The organism is Paraburkholderia sp. DHOC27, assembly GCF_003429005.1.
Lineage (GTDB): Bacteria > Pseudomonadota > Gammaproteobacteria > Burkholderiales > Burkholderiaceae > Paraburkholderia.
This window is the reverse complement of record NZ_QVQV01000001.1, coordinates 194,308-213,288: the sequence shown is the minus strand read 5'-3', so window position 1 is coordinate 213,288 and position 18,981 is coordinate 194,308. Positions and strand designations below refer to the sequence as shown.

Below are 18,981 nucleotides of genomic sequence, written 5' to 3'. Positions count from 1 at the left end.
GTAATGTCGTTTCGCTCGCCCTGAACCGGGCCTTCGAACCTGCATCACGCCACTACTACAGGAGACACCTCATGCCTCGCACCGTTGCCGAAAAACGCGCGATCTTTCGCGAGCTGCATACGTCGGGTTGTTTCGTGCTGCCCAACCCTTGGGATGTCGGCAGCGCGCGCTATCTCCAGAGCCTCGGTTTCCAGGCGCTCGCCACCACCAGTTCCGGTTTTGCGTGGTCGGTCGGCAAGCCGGACAACCATACGCCGCGCGAGGCGATCCTCGCGCACCTGCGCACGCTCGTCGAGGCGACCGATCTGCCGGTCAATGCGGACTTTGAAAACGGTTTCGGCGCGGACGCGCACGGCGTGGCGGAAAGCGTCGGGCTCGCGGTGGAGACCGGCGTCGCGGGCTTGTCGGTGGAAGATTCGACCGGCGATCCGGATGCGCCGCTGGTTCCTGTCGAGGTTGCCGTGGAGCGCCTCAAAGCCGCGCGCCATGCCATCGACGCGCACGGCGGCGACACATTGCTGGTGGGCCGAGCGGAGAATTTCATCGCCGGTGTGCCCGATCTCGACGACGCCATTGCGCGGCTGAAAGCCTATTCCGCAGCAGGCGCCGACTGCCTGTACGCGCCGGGCATCCAGACCCGCGAGCAGATCGAAGCCGTAGTGGCCGCCGTGACGCCGAAGCCCGTGAACCTGCTTATCGGCTGGACTTCGGATCTCACCGTGCAGGACGTCGCGCGGCTCGGCGTGCGGCGTATCAGCGTGGGCGGCGCGCTGGCGCGGGCCGCGTGGGGCGGCATGATGCACGCGGCGCAGCGGCTCGCCGAAGGGCGCTTCGACGGTTTTGGCAATGCCGCATCCGGCGCGACGCTCAATGGCCTGTTCGGCGACGACGCCTGAACACAGGGCTGGCACAATGGGGTGATCCGTCGCTTCGATCGTTTCCCTCGTCACCCCTCTGGGAATCCCATGTCCGCTGCCGTACCCGCTTCCACGTCCGCGTCACCCTCGTCCCGGTTCGGCCCGTTGTTCGCGCTGCGGCCGTTCATGCGCCCATATGCCGGACGCTGGGCGCTTGCGTTCGTCGCGCTGGTGACGTCGGCAGGGGCGACGCTGGCGCTGCCGGTGGCGTTCCGTTATCTGATCGACCGCGGCTTTGCGAGCGGCGAGCGGGCTCACATAGACCGCTATTTCCTCGCGCTGTTTTTCGTTTCGCTGCTGCTGGCGGGCGCCACGGCGCTGCGCTTTTATCTGGTCTCGTGGCTCGGCGAGCGCGTGACCGCCGACTTGCGACGCGCCGTCTACGACCACGTGCTGGAGATGAGCCCGCAGTTCTTCGAGACCACGCAGACCGGCGAGGTGCTGTCGCGGCTCACTACGGACACCACGCTGATCCAGGCCGTGGTCGGCACCAGCCTGTCATTGGGCTTGCGCAATTTCTTCCTGCTGACGGGCGGCGTGGTGATGCTGGCGATCACCAGTCCGGTGCTGTCGGCCTACATCATCGCGACGCTCGTGGTGGTGGTCTTGCCGATCGTGACGTTTGGGCGGCGCGTGCGGCGTCTGTCGCGCGCGAGTCAGGACAAGGTGGCCAATGCAAGCGCACTGGCCGGCGAAGTGCTGAATGCCATGCCGACCGTGCAGTCGTTCACCCAGGAGCCGTTCGAGTCGCGCCGCTTTGCGTCCGCCGTCGAAGTGGCGTTCGACACGGCGCTCACGCGCATTCGCGCGCGGGCCTGGTTGACGGCGGTGGTGATCGTGCTGGTGTTCGCCGCCATTGTGTTCGTGCTGTGGCTCGGCGCGCAGTCGGTGCTGGCGGGACGGATGACGGCCGGCCAACTGTCGCAGTTCATTCTGTATGCGGTATTCACGGCGGGCGCGGTAGGCGCGGTCGCGGAAGTATGGGGCGATCTGCAACGCGCAGCCGGCGCCACGGAGCGTCTGTTGCAACTGCTGGCGGCGCGCTCGCCGGTGGAGCAGGCCGCCGTCACCGTGCCCTTGCCCACGCGCGGCGTGGGCATCCGGTTCGATAACGTCGGCTTTTCGTATCCGTCGCGTGCTGGCATTGCTGCGTTGTCCGCGCTGTCGCTCGAGGTGCGTGCCGGTGAACACGTGGCGCTGGTCGGCCCGTCGGGGGCCGGCAAGACGACGCTGTTCCAGTTGCTGCTGCGCTTCTACGATCCGCAATCGGGCAGCATCCTGCTCAACGGCGTACCGACACGCCAGGTGCCGCTCGCCGAGTTGCGGCGCGAGATCGGCGTCGTGTTGCAGGAGTCGGTGATCTTTTCGGGCAGCGTGCTCGACAACATCCGCTACGGCGCGCCGGACGCGAGCCTCGCGCAAGTGCAGCAGGCCGCCGCGATGGCCGCGGCGGCGGGCTTCATCGAAGAACTGCCGCAAGGCTACGACACCTTCCTCGGTGAGCGCGGCGTGCGCCTGTCCGGCGGGCAGCGTCAGCGTATCGCCATTGCTCGTGCAATCCTCAAGAATCCGCCCATCCTGCTACTCGACGAGGCCACTAGCGCACTGGATGCCGCCAGCGAGCGGCTGGTGCAAAAGGCACTGGATAACGCCGCGCAAAACCGCACCACGCTCGTGATCGCGCACCGGCTGGCGACTGTCCAGCGCGCCGATCGCATCGTGGTGCTCGAACAGGGGCGCATCGTGGCGCAAGGCGCGCACGCCGACCTGCTGTTGAGTTCGCCGCTGTATGCCCAGCTCGCTGCGTTGCAGTTCGGCGAACCGCACGCGCAGCCGACGCAAGGCGAGCGCGATGGTGCGATGCACGATCCGGTCGGCTCCGCCTGAAAATCCCGCGGGCCCTTGAAAGGTCACGTAGGGGCGTGAAAACCCGCCGTGGCGCGAGCCGGAGCCGCCGCATGCAAGGGGTGCCGTCAGGCGGGGTAGAATTGGCTCAGACCATGCGCGGGCGACAAGACCTGCGCATCACTTTCCACCGTAACGACGAAATACGACAAGCGTGACATGCCAAGCACAGTGACCGACGAGCAGCGCTTCGAATTGCTGGTGACGAGCGTGAGGGACTACGCAATCTATATGCTGGATTGCGACGGCTACGTGGCGAGCTGGAACGCGGGCGCGCAGCGCTTCAAGGGCTATCTGGCCAACGAGATCGTGGGTCGGCATTTCTCCGAGTTCTACACGCCGGAGGACCGCGCCGCCGGTATCCCCGAAAAAGCCTTACGCATGGCCATCGAGCAAGGCAAGTTCGAGGGCGAAGGCTGGCGGGTTCGCAAGGACGGCACGCGCTTCTGGGCGAGCGTGGTGGTGGACCCGATCCGCGACGCCACGGGCGAACTGGTGGGCTTCGCGAAGATCACGCGTGACATCTCCGAGCAAAAACAGGTGCAGGAGGCATTGCGCCGCAGCGAACAGCAGTTTCGTCTGCTCGTGCAGGGCGTGACGGATTACGCCATTTACATGCTGTCGCCAGCGGGCGACGTGACCAGCTGGAACGCTGGCGCCGCGCGCATCAAAGGCTACGAGCATCACGAGATCATCGGCCAGCATTTCTCGCGTTTTTATACGGAAGAGGACCGCGCCAACGGTCTGCCGGCGCTGACGCTCGCCATCGCGGCGCGCGACGGCCGCGTGGAGCGTGAAGGCTGGCGCGTGCGCAAGGACGGCAGCCGGTTCTGGGCCAACGTGGTGGTGGACGCGATCCGCGACGACCGCGGCTCGCTGGTCGGTTTCGCCAAGGTGACGCGCGATATCACCGAGCGCAAAGAGGCGGCCGCCGCGCTGGATCGCGCCAACGCTGCGCTCTTTCAGTCGCAGAAAATGGAAGCGATCGGCCAGTTGACGGGCGGCGTCGCACACGATTTCAATAACCTGCTGGCGGTGTTGTCGAACGGGCTGCAAGTGCTCAATTCGCAGTCGCGCACGCACCTCGACACCAAAATGCTGGAGACGATGCAGCGCGCGGTGGAGCGTGGCGCGTCGCTCACGCAGCAGTTGCTCTCGTTTGCGCGGCAACAGCCGCTCAAGGCCGAACCGCATGACCTGAACAAGGTGATCCGCGCCTTCGAACCCATGCTGCAACGCGCGGGCGATGCGTCGATCCGTCTTCGCATGGCGCTCGACGAGGACCAGACACCGGTGATCGTCGACGCCGGGCGCTTCGAGACCGCCTTGCTGAATCTGGTGGTGAACGCGCGCGATGCGCTGCCCGACGGCGGCAGCATCGAGGTGGGCGCGGAGCGGGTGGACGTCAAGGACAACACGGTGGGCACGCTGCGCGCGGGGCGCTATGTCCGCGTGTGGGTGGCCGATACCGGCACGGGCATGCCGCCCGAAGTGGTAGCGCGCGCCTTCGAGCCGTTCTTCACCACCAAGGAGCCGGGCAAGGGTACGGGGCTCGGCTTGAGCCAGGTGTACGGCTTTATCGTGCAGTCGGGCGGTGATGTGGAGATCCACAGCAAGGAAGGTGAGGGCACCACGATCAGCATCTATCTGCAGGCAGCGGAGGACATGGTCGAAAGCAGCGGCGGCTATCCGGCGCCGGTGGTGGAGACGGTCCTGCTCGTGGAGGATGAACCCGATTTGCTGGCCGCCGCGGCCGAGTTGTTCAGAAGCATCGGCTACGAAGTGGTGACGGCCAGCAATGGCACGGATGCCGTCGACATTCTGAAGCAGCGCGCCGAAATCGACATCGTATTCAGCGACATCGTCATGGCGCACGGCATGAGTGGACTCGAACTCGCGCGGCAGATCCGCGAGCGGCATCCGCATATCAAGATCGTGCTGGCCTCAGGTTATCCACTTGGCGTGCTGCGCCGCGAGCACGGCGATCTGAGCGATTTCACCTTCATCCACAAGCCCTATCGGCTCGCGGATCTCGCCAAGGCGCTGCGCGCCGGGTGAGGTGCGGCGCTTTGGTATCTAGTGCTTCGTCATCCTGCCTTTGTCCCGTATGAAGGCGCGTGAGGCCACATGAGGTCGCATGAGGCCGCGTGAAGCCGCGCTATTTCAGCGGAAACGTGCGCAGATAACTCGTGCCGCTCGCCGAGGCCGCGCGGTCCACGGCAAACAGTTGATGATGCGCGGCGTCGACCACGACGCCGCGCGGTTCCTGGAAGTCGTCGGCGAGCACGCTGATCGAGCCGTCCGGCGCAACCTCACACAGACCATTCTTGTTGCACTTCGTGAACAGACGGCCAGCGGCATCCGCAGCCATCAGATCGGGACTGTCGATATGCACGAACACCGCGCCGGTGCTCGGCGCAGTGGCGCTTAGCAGCGCAGCCAGACTGGCCTTCACGATGACGCCGTTGGCCTGGTCGGAGATGTACACGTTGCCATCGGATACCGCCACGCCGACCGGCTTGCCTAGACCCGTCAGCAGATCGCGTTCGGTCGCGGCATGGGTCGTCGCGTCGTAGGTGACGAGACTCAGCGCGCCTTGCGGCGGATTGCTGCCGTTCTTGATGAACCATGTGGACAGCAACTGGCCCGGTGCAATGGCGAGCAAGCCGAGCCGTCGACGTGCTCCGTCGAGACCCGTGAGGGGCGTTGCCGTGCCCTTGCCATCCACTGCGAAAATTGCGCTGGCCGTGCCGAAGCCGAAGCGTTCGGCGAACAGTTCACCCGAACTGGAAACGCTCAGCTGACTCAGGCTCTTTCCTTGTCCGGCAGCGACGGGAATCGAGGCATACGAAGTGAAAGGTCCGCCGGTGGACGACAGCACGCTGCTGGTGCGATCGTCCGTGATAAAGATCATGCCGTCCGATGGCCTCACCGCAACGCCGTTCGGCTGCGCGCTCACTTCCGTTTTGGCGGGCCACGTGGTGCTTGCCCCCGGCGTGCTGCATGCGCTCAGCGCGGCCAGCACGGCCGCCGCGGAGACGAGGTTCGCGGCATGACGTAGCAGAGCAGGCGAGACAGCCATGTTTCCTCCAGAACGGGTTGAGTGATAGAGCGGATCGCCGACCGATGCCTGCCCGGTGCGGTTCATCAAGCAAGCGCGAGCAGTTTTTCGTCCTATCGCATCCTAATACACACCTCGACCTTACGTCTCGACAGGCCACAGGCCGTGATCATGCGTGGTTGTCCCAGCATGCCGCATGCCCTATGTCGATCCGAACATAGAGTCAATGCCCGGCCGGGGATGGGTGGGCGGCGCGTGTCCCGCTATCGTGGGGTCCATGCCGTGGTCCCGATGTCGTTCAGGACCACGGCGGCAAAACGAACCCCCACCAGGTTTTGGAGACACGTATGACTTCCTCCCACGTCGCCCCGTTGACGTTCCAGCGTTCGCCCGCGTTGCCGCGCAATTGCACGTTCGATAGCCACGACTGGAACATCCTCAGCCAGTATTGGCACCCTGTCGCGTTTGCCGCCGAACTCGGCGAGAAGCCCATCAGCGCGACGCTGCTCGACGAGCCGCTGGTCGTGTTCCGCGCGAACGGCCAGGTCGTGGCTGCGCGCGATATCTGTCCACATCGCGGCGCGCCGCTGAGCCAGGGCTGGGTCGAGAACGGCAACATCGTTTGCCCGTATCACGGTCTGGGTTACGGCGCGGACGGCAAGTGCAAATTCATCCCGTCGCAAGGCGATGGTCCGATTCCCGAGCGTCTGCATCTGACCACGTATGCCGCGCAGGAAGCCTACGGGCTGATCTGGGTATCGCTCGGTGGCGGCACGCAGCCATTGCCGGCATTTCCGGAATGGGACGACCCGACGTATCAACAGATCTTGCCGCCGTCGATCGACATCAAGGCGTCGGCGGGACGGCAGACCGAGGGCTTCATCGACGTCGCGCACTTCGCGTGGATTCATCACGACAGTTTCGCGGATCGCGCTAACCCGGTGGTGCCGCAATATTCCGTGGCGCGCCGCGAACGCGGCCTGCGCGCGGAATACGTGAGCTCCGTCAGCAATTTTCCGAAGTCGATGCAGCACCGTGCGCCCGAGGGATTTCTGTGGCGCCGTGTGTTCGAAGTCGATGCGCCGTTTTTCTCGCGGTTGACCGTGCAGTTTCCAGAGCAGGGACGGCTGTCGATCCTGAATGCCGCGAGTCCCGTATCGGCCCGTATGACGCGCCTGTTCGTGCCGATCGTGCGCAACTTCGACAAGGACCTGCCACTGGAGGACGTGTACGTGTTCAACCGCCAGGTCTTCGAAGAGGACCGGGCGATCGTGGAGCAACAACGTCCCGAGGATTTGCCGATTGATCGCGCCGCCGAGGCGCCGATTCTCGCCGACCGGTCCTCGGGTGCGTATCGGCGTGCGCTGGCGGAGATTGGTCTCGGCCAGGCGTACGTGCGCTGAACGCCCTGGTCGGTCATGTAGCGGTAATCAGGAGAAGCAACATGAAAATCTGGGAATGCGTGATCTGCGGATTTCGTTATGACGAAGCGTTGGGCCTGCCCGAGGCAGGGATTGCGGCGGGCACGCGCTGGGAAGATGTCCCCGACGACTGGTTGTGCCCCGACTGCGCGACCGGCAAACATGACTTCGAGATGCAGGTGGTGTCAGCATGACGGATACGCATGAAGGCCGGTCACAGGAACCCGTGGTCATCATCGGCACGGGCCTCGCGGGATACACCGTGGCGCGCGAACTGCGCAAACTGGACAGCACCGTGCCGATCGTGCTGTTGACGCAGGACGATGGCGCGTTCTACTCGAAGCCCATGCTGTCGAACGCGCTTGCGATGAAAAAGGAAGCGCATGCGCTGGCGAGTTTCGACGCCACGGCGATGGCCGCGCAGTTGCGCGCGGAGATTCGCGTGCATCGGCAGGTCGAGCGCATCTTGCCGGCTGAACATGGCGTGGTCGTCGACGGCGAGCCGTTGCGCTACAGCAAACTGGTGCTCGCAACAGGCGCCGATGTGCGGCGGCTCAACGTGGAAGGCGATGCGCAGATTCTGTCCATCAACGACCTCAACGACTATACGCGGTTCAGGGACGCCCTGACAGGGTGCCAGTCCGTAGCGATTCTCGGAGCGGGGCTGATTGGCTGTGAGTTTGCCAATGACCTGATTGCAGCGGGCTTTGCGGTTCTGCTGATCGACCCGGCGCCGACACCGCTGGCCCGACTGCTACCGCCGTCAGCGGGCGAGGTGTTTGCGAATGCGCTGAGCGGGAGCGGCGTCAGTCTGTATCTGGGACGCAGCGTGTCGCGTGCCGAGCGGCAGCCGAAGGGCTACCGGCTGACGCTCTCAGGCGGTGAACAGATCCATGCCGATCTGCTGGTCTCGGCGGTGGGTCTCGTGCCGCGCACCGCACTGGCTGCGCAGGCGGGTCTCAAGATCGAACACGGTATCTGGACGGACGCCGCGTGCCGTACGAGCGTCGAGGATATCTACGCACTTGGCGATTGCGCGGCGCTGCAGGGTAAGCTGCAACCTTACGTACTGCCGATCATGCACGCCGCCCGGGCACTGGCGCGCACGCTTAGCGGCGAGCCGACCAAGGTCGCATTCCCGGTAATGCCGGTGACCGTCAAGACGCCGGCTGCGCCAGCGGTGGTGGTGTCGCCGGATGCGGCGGGTGAATGGTCGCTCGAACCTGTCGCAGCGGCAGGAACATACGCGGCACGTGCAGTCTGTCATCACGCGGACGATGGCAGAGCCATTGGCTTTGCGCTGGTGGGCGCGGCTATTGAAGGCAAGGCCGCGTTGCTGAAGGAGATGGCCCCGGGAATGAGCCGCGTGGCTGCGGCAGACACTCCCGCACGATAACAACGGCTTCACGCTGACCGACCTCACTTCGCGGTCGGCCGGGCGTCCAGGAGGGCCTGTCACCTCGAAACGTCCGGCCGTTAGATGCGGCGCCGCAAGCTTTGGCTTGCGGCGATTTTTTCACTCCCCCAACTCCTTCGCCACCTTCCCGACCAACCTCCGCAGCCACGCCGCCGCCGCACTACGATGCGTCCTGTCATGCCAGAGCTGGTAATAAGTCAGCGCCTGAGGCTCGCCCGGAATCGGTTCGATCCGCAGCGGCAACAATTGCGTGTAATGCGTCGCCAACGTACGCGTCGTGGTGAACAGCAGATTCGAGCGCACCAGCACGTACGGCGCCATGCCAAAGTACGGCAGAGTCGTGGTCACCGTGCGGGATAGCCCGTTACGTGCGAGTTCCACGTCGATGGTGCCCCACGCGTTCGTGTTGTACGTGGTCACTGCAAGATGTTCGGCCTCCTGATAAACCGGCTTGGTCAACCTGCCCGGCTTGATGGGATGCCCCTCGCGCATCAGACAAACCAGTTCATCCTGACACAGCGGTTGCAGGTGCAAATGCTCCGCCGGTGTACGCCAGTTGCCGATCACCAGATCCAGAAAGCCGCTCTCCAGACCATGCTCATAGCCACCGTCCACCATCATCAGATGTTTGAATTCGATCTTCGCGTGCGGTGCTTCCGTGTGAAACACGTCCACCACCGCCGGCACGAAAAACACGTCGAGATAATCCGGCGAGCCAATCCGGAACGTTCGGTTCGTCGTGGCCGGATTGAACGTCGTCGTGGGATTGAGAATGGCTGAGATGCTGTTCAACGCCTGCGCCGCGGGGTCGATCAAGGTGAGCGCGTGAGCGGTCGGAATCATGCGGCTGCCGCTGCGCACCAGCAACGGGTCGCCTGTCATTTGACGCAGCTTGCGCAAGGCCACGCTGACAGTGGGTTGCGATTGTCCAAGCAGCGTCGCCGTGCGCGAGACGCTCGACTCGATGAGCAGCGTATGCAGCACCTTGAGCAGATGAGAATCGATGACTTCCTTGGACATCACGCGCACAGTCCTCTTCGTTCGGCACGACGCGAACGTCGTTGAAGCGGGTCGAGATAGCGCTCGAAATATATCGGCGGATATAACGAGCGTCAATTCGGAGGAACCATGCGCAATAACGCCGGGCCCTCGCTGGCGCGGGCTTATGGGGGCCGCGATATGTCATCAATAGGAAGGGCGTTATGGTCCTGCGCGCCTGAGCCTGGCTGCGCGCAACCTCAATCCGAGAGCCGCAGCTTTTTGGTCAGCACGGTGCCCGACTGCGGACTCACCAGCCAGATGGCGTGAACGTCCGCGTACAACGTCGAGGTGCGGGTCGTGATGTCGGTGGGATTTTCGTCGGTCGGATCGCTGTGAACGTGCTGATCCTTGAGGTAAGGCGGCAACAGCGTGCAGTGGAGTTCAACCGCGAAATCGCCGTGCGTTTTGGTAAACGCATCTTCGGGCACCGCGTAGCGGCCATGAATCAGTGTCCTGGCGTGCCCGTTGGCTTTGAGTTCGATGAGATCGACGTGCTGGATGTAGCCCTTTGCCTTGGCTTCGGGTGCGATGACCAGGTCGCGGCCACTCGGTCCCTTTACCGATTTCTTGAGCAGGATGGACCCGGGCACGTCGTCGCCGGACAGGTCGGCGTCGACCGTCAACTCGTGGGTCTTGGATTCGTACAGCACGCCGTACGGCACGGCGATCACGAATACCAGTTCGCGGTCGAGGCCGAGCCGGGCCAGGTTGGGATCGTGCGGCGGCGTGTGTCGTGGCAGGTCGACCAGCTTGCGGATACGGTCGGGCAGTGAAGGCGGCGCGGCGTGCAACGGTTGTTTTGCCAGCGTGTCGCGGATCGCCACGGGGTTATCGCCGGAGATGGTTCGCGCTGCCGGCGGCTCGCCGGCAGCGGCTGTCTGGCTGGCTGTCTGGCTGGCGGTAGCCAGCACGTTCGGGCTCGCGGAGGCGATCGCCGACGCGCCGCCCGTCGAGGTCGAAGGGGACGCGGCATGCGCGAGCATCGTCGTGCTCATCAGCAACGCCGCAGTCGCGGAAAAAATCAGGGGTGACATAGTTTTTATCAAGGCCTGGCCTCTGGAACCCCGGAGTCTATCGCAATAAAAACCTGAGTGAGTTGCCGGCGTCCATTCCCTGCTTTTGTCAGCAGGAAAGCGTGCGCTTCGGAAAATTTTCCGCCTGCGGTCAGCGTACGCTTTGCAAAGCGCAAGGCTAGCGTCCGTTCAAACGGGTGACGAAAAAGAGGCGGAGGGATACCTTGTCAGTGCGCGGTTCCGACCCTGACGAAGGCGGGGGCGGTGGCGGCAAGGGTGGAGGGGAGAGCCGCTTTTGCGCTTTTCAATGGCTAGTAGCGGCGAAACACATCACGCAGCCCAGCAGACGAAGTCCGGCCACCGCCGGCTTCGTCCTCCGGCTTACTTGACTGCGCCGAGCGCCAGGCCCTTGACCAGGTAGCGCTGCAGCCACGCGAACACCACCGAAACCGGCAGCGTGGCGCACAGCGTCGCGGCCATCACGAGGTGCCATTCCACGACGTATTTGCCCGCCACCATGTCCGTCACCTGCACGGTGAGGGTTTTGTTTTCCGGCGAGCGGATCAGCGTGTAGACCACGGCGAACTCATTCCACGCGTTGATGAACGTGAAAATCGCGGTGACGACGATCGCGGGCACGGCCAGCGGCAGAAACACCTTGAACACGGCCTTGGCACGTCCGCAGCCTTCGAGCCACGCGGATTCTTCCAAATCGCGCGGCACGGTCTGGAAATACGACGAGAGCATCCACACCGCGAAGGCGATGTTGAACGCCGCGTACGAGACGATCACCGCGAGCTTCGAATCCACGAGGTTGCCGTCGCCATACGGAATCATCGCGGCGAGCCGGAACAGACCGACCACCAGCAGAATCGGCGAGAGCATCTGCGTGACCAGCAGGAACTGGCGATACAGACCGCGGCCGCGAAACGGAAAGCGCGCCAGCGCGTAGGCCGCGGGCAGGCTGACCGCGAGCGCGAGCGCCATCGAAAGCAGGCTGATGATCACGCTGTTGCGCAGCGCGACGCCGAAATTGGCCGCTTCCCACATGTCCACGAAGTTATGCCATTGCCAGTGCACCGGCAGCCAGCGCGCCGGATACACGAACACTTCGTTGGCCGGCTTGAGCGCGGTGAAGAACATGATGGCAAACGGGAACAGCACCAGCACGATCAACGGAGAGAGCGCGAGCCAGCACCACAGCGTGCGTTTCATTTTGAGGCTCATGCGTTATCTCCTTCTTTCGACGGCTGCATGCGCAGATACAGCATCGAGAACACGAACAGCATCACCAGCATGATCAGCGACACGGCCGCCGCCTGCCCTGGCCGGCCGAGACGGAAGCCGATCTCATACAGGTACGTGACGAGAATATGCGTGCTCTCGTCGGGGCCGCCTTGCGTCATCACCCAGATGATCGGGAAGGAGTTGAACACGTAGATCACGTTCAAGAGGATCGCCATGTTCACGAAGGGTTTGAGCAGCGGCAGCGTCAGCTTGCGGAACTGCTGCCAGGCGCTCGCACCGTCGATGCGCGCGGCTTCGTAGATATCGCCCGGCACCGAAGAGAGACCGCCGAGCAGGATCGTCACCGTAAACGGCACCGACACCAGAATGCCCACGGCGATTTCCACGGGGAACGCGAGTTCCGGCGTAGCGAGCCAATGAATCGGACCATTGATGAGACCGAGCCGGTGCAAGGTCACGTTAACCATGCCGTAGTCGTCGTTGAAGGCCCAGCGCCACACCACGGCGGTCATCGTCAGCGAAACGGACCACGGCAGCATGACGATGGTGCGTGCCACGCCACGGCCATAGAAGTCCTGATTGAGGACCAGCGCGACCGGCACGGAAATCAGCACCGTGCCGCCCACCACGAAAAACGTCCAGTAGACCGTGCGGCGCAGCGCGCCAATGAATTCCGGATCGCTGAAGACGGTGTAGAAATTCTGCAGACCCGTGAAGTCGCGAATCGCACCGAAACGCGAGACGTCGTGTAGCGACTGATACACGATGTTGAAAATCGGATAGCTGATGATGAACAGCGCGAGGATCAGACTCGGCGCAATCAGCAACCAGGGCGCCGACAGGCGCGGAGAAGCAGGACGGCTCATGCGTGCTCGATCGTAAGTCGCTTGAGCCTGTGTGAACCCCGCTCGGTGAGCAGGACAGGTTCGCGCGACGGGATGGGCCGGGGAAAAAAACACAGCACGGCGCGCGCCCCACGAGGGATGGCGCGCGCCGTTCTACATCAACGCTTTGCAGCGACTCGCATTACTTGCCGAGCGACTGGTTTGCCTTGTCGGCAGCGGCGTTCAGCGCAGCGGCCGGTTGCGCCTTGCCGAGGTAGATCGACTGCATGGCGTCCGAAACGGCCTTCGCGGTGTCTTCCCAACCCGTGATGGTCGGCGCGAACTTCGCGCTCGGCAGCAGCGCGATGAAGGCCTTCGTATCAGGATTGTCGAATGCCGGGTCGGTGGCTTCGGCCTTGGTGGTCGGCAGGAAGCCTTCCGTGCTCGTGAACTTCACGCGCGGTTCCTTCGTGAACAGATAGTCCAGGAACTTCCAGGCTTCCTTCTTCACCTTCGAGTTCTTGAACATCACGATCGAGTCCGTCACGGCATACGTGGCGTTCTTCGTGCCCATCGGGATCGGATCGATGCCGTACTTCAGGTTCGGCGCTTCCTTCGCGATCTGCTTGGAGAGGAACGGTGCCGAAATGACCATGGCGACGCGGCCCTGCTTGAACAGGTTCTGAACGTCTTCACGGCTGTAGCCCGTCACGCCCGGCTCCGTCAGACCGTCGTCGATCAGCGTCTTGTACAGCGTGGCAGCCTTCACGCCAGCCGGCGAGTTGAACGCGGCCTTGCCGTCCTTGCCCACCACTTCGCCACCGTAGCTCCACAGGGCGTAGTAGAAGTACACGTCCGTTTCGATTTCCTTGCCTTGCAGACCGAAGCCGGCAATGCCTTGCGCCTTCAGCTTCTTCGACGCGTCGATCACGTCGTTCCAGGTCTTCGGACCGTTCGGATAACCGACCTTGGCCAGCAGATCCTTGTTGTAGTACAGCGCGCGGGCGGAAGCGGCGATCGGCAGGCCGTAGACCTTGCCATTGATTTCACCCGGTGCGAGGAACGGACCGATGAAGCGGTTCTTGAAGCTGGCGTCCATGTAGCCGTCGAGCGGCTCGGCCACGTCGTCCTTGACGAAGTCCAGCAACCAGCGCGTACCGACGATGGCCAGGTCGGCGTTGGCGTTACCGGTGATGTCCGTTTGCAGCTTCTGTTGCAGCGTGTCCCAGCTGACGTCCTCGATCTTGATGGTCGTGCCGGGATTGGCCTTTTCGAACTCCGAAGCGACTTGCTGGAAGTACGGGGCGGTGGCGTCGCTGTAGTGCGCGACGGTCACGCGGACCGTGTCGGCGTGCGCCGCGACGGTCAGACCTGCAAACGCGAGCGCAACGGCAATCTTGCCGAGCGTGAAAGAAGCACGGGCTTGCAACGACATTTCCTTCTCCTGGTGGTCCGCTGCCGTCGCCGGCCGCTGGGTTAATAAATTGTTTGAAAAAATCCTACAGGACGTCAAAATTGTTGTCACGTAGGGTCTACGATATTTTTTCTCAACGCCGTTTTTGCATAAGATGCTGTAAAGAAGGGGTATTTTGTGCGCCGCCGCGACCGCCGGGCAGGGTCCCGGAGTAGCCCTGAATCTACGCGAAGTGCTTGACGTGTTGGAAATTTACAAGCGAAACGGCTGCGGAGGGGGTGTCAGGAGCGTCGCAGCGGTGAGCAAGCTGAGACCGCGTTAAGCGCCGCTAAACGGCGTCGGCGTACGGGTTTATCCTGGTGCGATCGTCAAGGCGAATGAGGGCGCTGGGCCAGGTGAAAACCCTTGGAAAGCGTCTTGGCGCTGCATGACAAAGCGAAAAGCGCCGGGCGCGCGTCGCTGAAACATTGGCAGGCAACCTTGTGAGGACGGACATGAGTCGAGTGGTATTGATCACCGGAGCGTGCGGGGGCATTGGCCGCGCACTGTGCCGGCGTTTCGTCGAACAGGGCGACACCGTGCTGGCGCTCGACCTCGAAGCGGCTGCGCTCGACGCGCTCACAGCCGAACTGGGCGCCGCGCAAGTGACGCCCGTGGTCGCCGACCTCGCTGACGCCGCAGCCGTGCAAGAGGCGGTCGCGAAAGCGGTCGCCCTGCGCGGTCCGGTGGACGTGGTGGTTGCCAACGCGGGCGCCGCGAAGGGCCTCACGCTCGCCACCACCGACGCGGCAAGCTGGCAGCGTGACGTCCATCTGAATCTGAACGGCACGTATCACACGGTGGAGGCGGTGCGCGCGTCGATGATCGAGCGGCAGCGCGGCGTGCTGGTGTTGATCGGCTCGGTGAACGGCATGGCGTCGCTGGGTCATCCGGCCTATAGCGCGGCCAAGGCCGGGCTCATCAGCTACACCAAAGCCCTTGCGCTGGAACTGGGCCGCTACGGCATCCGCGCCAACATCGTGTGTCCGGGCACCGTCAAGACGCAGGCGTGGCAGGCGCGCGTGGACAAGAATCCGCAGGTCTTCGAAAACCTGAAGAAGTGGTACCCGTTGCGTGATTTTGCTACGCCGGATGACATCGCCGACGCGGTGCTGTTTCTCGCCTCGCCGATGGCGCGGGTGATTACCGGCGTCGCGTTGCCGGTCGACGGTGGATTGATGGCGGGCAACCGGCTGATGGCCGAAGAATTGACGCTCGAATCGCTTTGAACCAATGAACGTGGTGCAAGGGCCTGGCCGCTGCACCGGACGACGATGAGGACAGCATGGCAGCAGTGCAACTGAGCGGCATTTTCAAGCGGTACGGCGACACGCAAGTCGTGCATGGCATCGATCTGAACATCGACGACGGCGAATTCGTCGTGCTGGTCGGTCCGTCGGGTTGCGGCAAGAGCACGTTGATGCGCATGGTGGCCGGACTCGAAGAAATCAGCGGCGGCGATCTGATGATTGGCGGCACGCGCGCCAACAGCCTTGCGCCGCAGCAGCGCAACATCTCGATGGTGTTTCAGAGCTACGCGCTGTATCCGCATCTGAGCGTCTACGAGAACATCGCCTTTGGCCCGCGCATCCGCAAGGAATCGTCCAGCAGCTTCAAGCCGCGCATCGAAGCGGCGGCCAAAATGCTGAACCTCGGCAGCTACCTCGACCGCTTGCCGCGTGCGCTCTCGGGCGGGCAACGTCAGCGGGTGGCGATGGGCCGCGCGGTGGTGCGCGAACCGTCGCTGTTCCTGTTCGACGAACCGTTGTCGAATCTCGACGCGAAGCTGCGCGTGCAGATGCGCACCGAAATCAAGGCGCTGCATCAGCGTCTGAAGAATACGGTGATCTACGTCACGCACGATCAGATCGAAGCCATGACGATGGCCGACCGCATCGTCGTGATGAACGCGGGGCGTATCGAGCAGATCGGCCGTCCGCTGGATCTGTATGACCGCCCGGCCAATCTGTTCGTGGCGAGCTTTCTCGGCTCGCCGTCCATGAATTTCGCTGAAGGCGTACTGACGAATCACAGCGCCGGTGGCCTCGCGCTCAAACTCGCCGACGGCACCGAAGTGGCGCTGCCGATCGCACCCGCCTCCGCCAAGGTCGGCGCGAAGGCGACGCTCGGCGTGCGGCCCGAGCACGTCGAAACCTTGACGACGGCGGACGGTGTGTCGATGGAGGTCGAGGTCGTCGAGCCGACCGGCGCGGAAACGCATCTGTACGGCAAGATTGGCGGCGCCACGTGGTGCGTGACCACGCGGCAACGCTCGAACGTCCAGCCCGGTCAGCGCGTCTCGCTGCGCCTGCCGGATCACCACATCCACCTGTTCGATACGGAGAGCGGACGCAGGCTCGACTGAAACCGCGTAGCGCCGCCGCTCGCGGCCACGCCCTGGCACCTCTATCGCGCGCAGCGCAATGACGGCGTTAGAGCCGGGCCATGACGGTAAAGGGCGGCAAGACGCGGATTCCAGACCTTTGAACCCATAAGGAACACCCGGGTGTCCGCATCCAACCTGATTCCTCACATTCGCGGTGCGCTGACCGAGCTACGCCCGGCGGAGCGCAAGGTCGCCGACATGGTGCTGAGCGACGTCGACTTCGCGATGCGCGCGAGCATCACCGAACTGGCGCAGCGTGCGGATGTGTCCGAGCCTTCCGTGACGCGCTTCTGCCGCGCCGTGGGCGCGAATGGGCTGCGTGACTTCAAGATGCAGCTTGCGCAGAGCGTGGCGGGCGGCCTGCCGTACGCCTCGACGGCGGTTGCGCGCGACGACGATATCCAGACCTTGCTCGACAAGGTGGGTGAAGCGGCCGTGGACGGCATCGTCCATGCGCGTGGCGATCTCGACCCCGCGGTGGTGGAAACGGCGATTGCCGCGCTGGCGAAAGCGCATCGCGTGTATTTCTTCGGCGTGGGTTCAGGTTCGGGACTGGTCGCGCAGGACGCGGCGCTGCGTTTCCTGCGGCTGGATATCGCGGCGAGCGCCTTCACGGACGGACACCTGCAGCGCCTCTATGCCGGTTTGCTCGAACCCGGCGACGTGGCCTTCGCAATCTCGCACTCCGGGCGCAGTGTCGAAGTCAACGAGAGCATCCAGATTGCCAAGGAGCGTGGCGCCACCACGATCGCGCTGACCAACATGGGCTCGCGGCTCGCCTGGCTGGTCGATATTCCCCTGCTGTTGCGCGTGCCGAGCACGATTGATCCGCATACGCCGGGCGTCTCGCGGCTCGTGCATCTGTGCATCATGGACGCGCTGGTGATCGGCGTGGCGTTGCAGCTCGGCCCGAAGACGCTGGAAAAGATGCGGCATGCGAAGGCGCGCCTCTCGCATGAGCCGGAATCGGCGGGCGGGGACGCGGGTTAGTCCACGGCTGCGGCTGCCGTTCGGGTGCCCCCCTCCGCCATCTCCGGGCGCTCTAGAGGGAGATGGCCTAAAAGGTGGCATATATGGCATTGGAGACATGGCGCTGCGCGCTTAATCTCCTCTCCGTGCAGGCCCGTCACGGCGCCTGCTTCAACGGAGCCAATCAATCATGAGTGAAACGACACACAAGGGCACGGCCGTCATTACCGGCGCGTCGACGGGCATTGGCGCGGTTTACGCCGACCGGCTGGCGCGCCGCGGCTACGACCTGATTCTGGTGGCGCGCAATCGCGAACGTCTGGGCAAGCTGGCGGACCGTCTGAGCACGTCGAGCGGACGCTCCGTGCAGGTGGTCGCGGCGGATCTGGGCCGCAAGGAAGACGTGCGCCGCGTGGAAGACATCCTGCGCACCGACGCGTCCATCACGATGCTGGTCAACAACGCCGGCGTTGGCGGCGCGGCGCCCTTGCTGCAATCCGACGCGGACCAGATGGAAGCCATGATCGACCTGAACGTGACCTCGCTCACGCGTTTGACCTATGCCGTGGCGCCGCGCTTCGTCGAGCGTGCCAACGGCACCATTGTCAACATTGCTTCGATCGTGGCCGTGGCGCCCGAGTTGCTCAACGGCGTGTACGGCGGCACCAAGGCGTTCGTGCTGGCATTCAGCCAGTCGCTGCGACACGAACTGGCGGACAAGGGCGTGCGCGTGCACGCCGTGCTGCCGGGCGCGATCCGCACGGAGTTCTGGGACGTCGCAGGTATGCCGGTCGAAAATCTGCCGCAAGGCATGGTGATGAGCGTGGATCATCTGGTCGACGCGGCGCTTGCCGGGCTCGATCAAGGCGAATTCGCCACGGTTCCCTCGCTGCCTGAGGCGGCGGACTGGAACGCCTTCGAAGCCGCGCGCGTGGCGCTCGGGCCGAATCTGTCGCGCGAGGTGCCGGGCGCGCGTTATGGCGTGAGTGCCTGAAGCAGACCGTGTAACTGCCGAAGGTTTCACCGGGCGGCCGCTGATTCAAACGGCCGCCTTTCATGTTTACCCTGACACACCCTTGTCTGACAAGGCTTGCACGGCGATGTGCGAGCCAATTCAAACGCGCGCCCGTTCTGGGCGAACGCACCGCCCCCTCGCCTGACCACTTTTGTCCCGCGTCAGCCTCGTTATGAAAGAGATTCTTTCCCACATATTGATCTTTTCAGCTATCCCGAATTAAGATGGCTCCCTCGACACGCAAGTCGTATCGAGTCGGCGCAAGAGAGTCAGATTCGCGGTTTTTGCTCAATGAGTCAGGTTCGAGGCAC

Annotated in this window: 16 protein-coding genes; 10 read left to right on the top strand and 6 right to left on the bottom strand. The window is 63.8% G+C overall.

The window, feature by feature from the left end:
* Window positions 1–71 precede the first annotated feature (71 nt).
* The 3 genes from D0B32_RS00860 to D0B32_RS00850 all read left to right on the top strand — a co-directional run bounded on the left by D0B32_RS00860 (window position 72) and on the right by D0B32_RS00850 (window position 4,880).
* Complete coding sequence (locus tag D0B32_RS00860) at window positions 72–896, top strand: oxaloacetate decarboxylase (RefSeq protein WP_117331800.1); 825 nt, start codon at window positions 72–74, stop codon at window positions 894–896.
* A 69-nt stretch (window positions 897–965) separates the two neighbouring features.
* Window positions 966–2,804 carry an ABC transporter transmembrane domain-containing protein gene (locus tag D0B32_RS00855; RefSeq protein WP_117331799.1) on the top strand — a complete coding sequence of 613 codons (1,839 nt, stop codon included), beginning with the start codon at window positions 966–968 and terminating at the stop codon, window positions 2,802–2,804.
* A 177-nt stretch (window positions 2,805–2,981) separates the two neighbouring features.
* Window positions 2,982–4,880 carry a PAS domain-containing sensor histidine kinase gene (locus D0B32_RS00850; RefSeq protein ID WP_117331798.1) on the top strand — a complete coding sequence of 633 codons (1,899 nt, stop codon included), beginning with the start codon at window positions 2,982–2,984 and terminating at the stop codon, window positions 4,878–4,880.
* 100 nt (window positions 4,881–4,980) lie between these two features.
* Here the strand turns inward: D0B32_RS00850 and D0B32_RS00845 are convergent, their stop codons facing one another.
* On the bottom strand, window positions 4,981–5,904 hold the full coding sequence (locus tag D0B32_RS00845; protein WP_117331797.1) for a hypothetical protein: 924 nt from the start codon (window positions 5,902–5,904) through the stop codon (window positions 4,981–4,983).
* A gap of 326 nt (window positions 5,905–6,230) precedes the next feature.
* Between D0B32_RS00845 and D0B32_RS00840 the strand changes: the two genes are divergently transcribed.
* The 3 genes from D0B32_RS00840 to D0B32_RS00830 are packed head-to-tail and all read left to right on the top strand — an operon-like array spanning window position 6,231 to window position 8,700.
* A complete protein-coding gene (locus D0B32_RS00840; protein ID WP_117331796.1) occupies window positions 6,231–7,286 on the top strand; it encodes an aromatic ring-hydroxylating dioxygenase subunit alpha in 1,056 nt (351 codons plus the stop codon).
* Between the two features lie 41 nt (window positions 7,287–7,327).
* Window positions 7,328–7,498 carry a rubredoxin gene (locus tag D0B32_RS00835; RefSeq protein ID WP_117331795.1) on the top strand — a complete coding sequence of 57 codons (171 nt, stop codon included), beginning with the start codon at window positions 7,328–7,330 and terminating at the stop codon, window positions 7,496–7,498.
* Window positions 7,495–8,700 (top strand): NAD(P)/FAD-dependent oxidoreductase, encoded by a 1,206-nt coding sequence (locus D0B32_RS00830; RefSeq protein ID WP_117331794.1) that lies wholly within the window; start codon window positions 7,495–7,497, stop codon window positions 8,698–8,700. Before D0B32_RS00835 ends, D0B32_RS00830 begins: the two co-directional genes overlap by 4 nt.
* A gap of 120 nt (window positions 8,701–8,820) precedes the next feature.
* Here D0B32_RS00830 and D0B32_RS00825 read toward each other — a convergent pair whose 3' ends face one another.
* The 5 genes from D0B32_RS00825 to D0B32_RS00805 form a co-directional block, all read right to left on the bottom strand.
* Window positions 8,821–9,741, bottom strand: coding sequence for a LysR family transcriptional regulator (locus tag D0B32_RS00825; protein ID WP_117333393.1), 921 nt, complete (start codon window positions 9,739–9,741; stop codon window positions 8,821–8,823).
* A 218-nt stretch (window positions 9,742–9,959) separates the two neighbouring features.
* Window positions 9,960–10,796, bottom strand: coding sequence for a hypothetical protein (locus tag D0B32_RS00820; protein ID WP_117331793.1), 837 nt, complete (start codon window positions 10,794–10,796; stop codon window positions 9,960–9,962).
* Window positions 10,797–11,156: 360 nt separating this feature from the next.
* Window positions 11,157–12,002, bottom strand: coding sequence for a carbohydrate ABC transporter permease (locus D0B32_RS00815; RefSeq protein WP_117331792.1), 846 nt, complete (start codon window positions 12,000–12,002; stop codon window positions 11,157–11,159).
* On the bottom strand, window positions 11,999–12,889 hold the full coding sequence (locus D0B32_RS00810; protein WP_117331791.1) for a carbohydrate ABC transporter permease: 891 nt from the start codon (window positions 12,887–12,889) through the stop codon (window positions 11,999–12,001). Before D0B32_RS00810 ends, D0B32_RS00815 begins: the two co-directional genes overlap by 4 nt.
* A 160-nt stretch (window positions 12,890–13,049) precedes the next feature.
* Window positions 13,050–14,282 (bottom strand): ABC transporter substrate-binding protein, encoded by a 1,233-nt coding sequence (locus D0B32_RS00805; RefSeq protein WP_117331790.1) that lies wholly within the window; start codon window positions 14,280–14,282, stop codon window positions 13,050–13,052.
* A 473-nt stretch (window positions 14,283–14,755) separates the two neighbouring features.
* On the opposite strand from D0B32_RS00805, the gene D0B32_RS00800 reads away from it, so the two are divergent.
* The 4 genes from D0B32_RS00800 (at window position 14,756) to D0B32_RS00785 (ending at window position 18,649) form a co-directional block, all read left to right on the top strand.
* Entirely contained in the window at window positions 14,756–15,529 is a 774-nt protein-coding gene (locus D0B32_RS00800; protein WP_117331789.1) for an SDR family oxidoreductase, read from the top strand.
* Between the two features lie 56 nt (window positions 15,530–15,585).
* Window positions 15,586–16,665 carry an ABC transporter ATP-binding protein gene (locus tag D0B32_RS00795; RefSeq protein ID WP_117331788.1) on the top strand — a complete coding sequence of 360 codons (1,080 nt, stop codon included), beginning with the start codon at window positions 15,586–15,588 and terminating at the stop codon, window positions 16,663–16,665.
* Between the two features lie 141 nt (window positions 16,666–16,806).
* Window positions 16,807–17,676, top strand: coding sequence for a MurR/RpiR family transcriptional regulator (locus tag D0B32_RS00790; RefSeq protein WP_117331787.1), 870 nt, complete (start codon window positions 16,807–16,809; stop codon window positions 17,674–17,676).
* Window positions 17,677–17,845: 169 nt separating this feature from the next.
* Entirely contained in the window at window positions 17,846–18,649 is an 804-nt protein-coding gene (locus D0B32_RS00785; RefSeq protein ID WP_117331786.1) for an SDR family oxidoreductase, read from the top strand.
* Window positions 18,650–18,981: the final 332 nt, after the last annotated feature.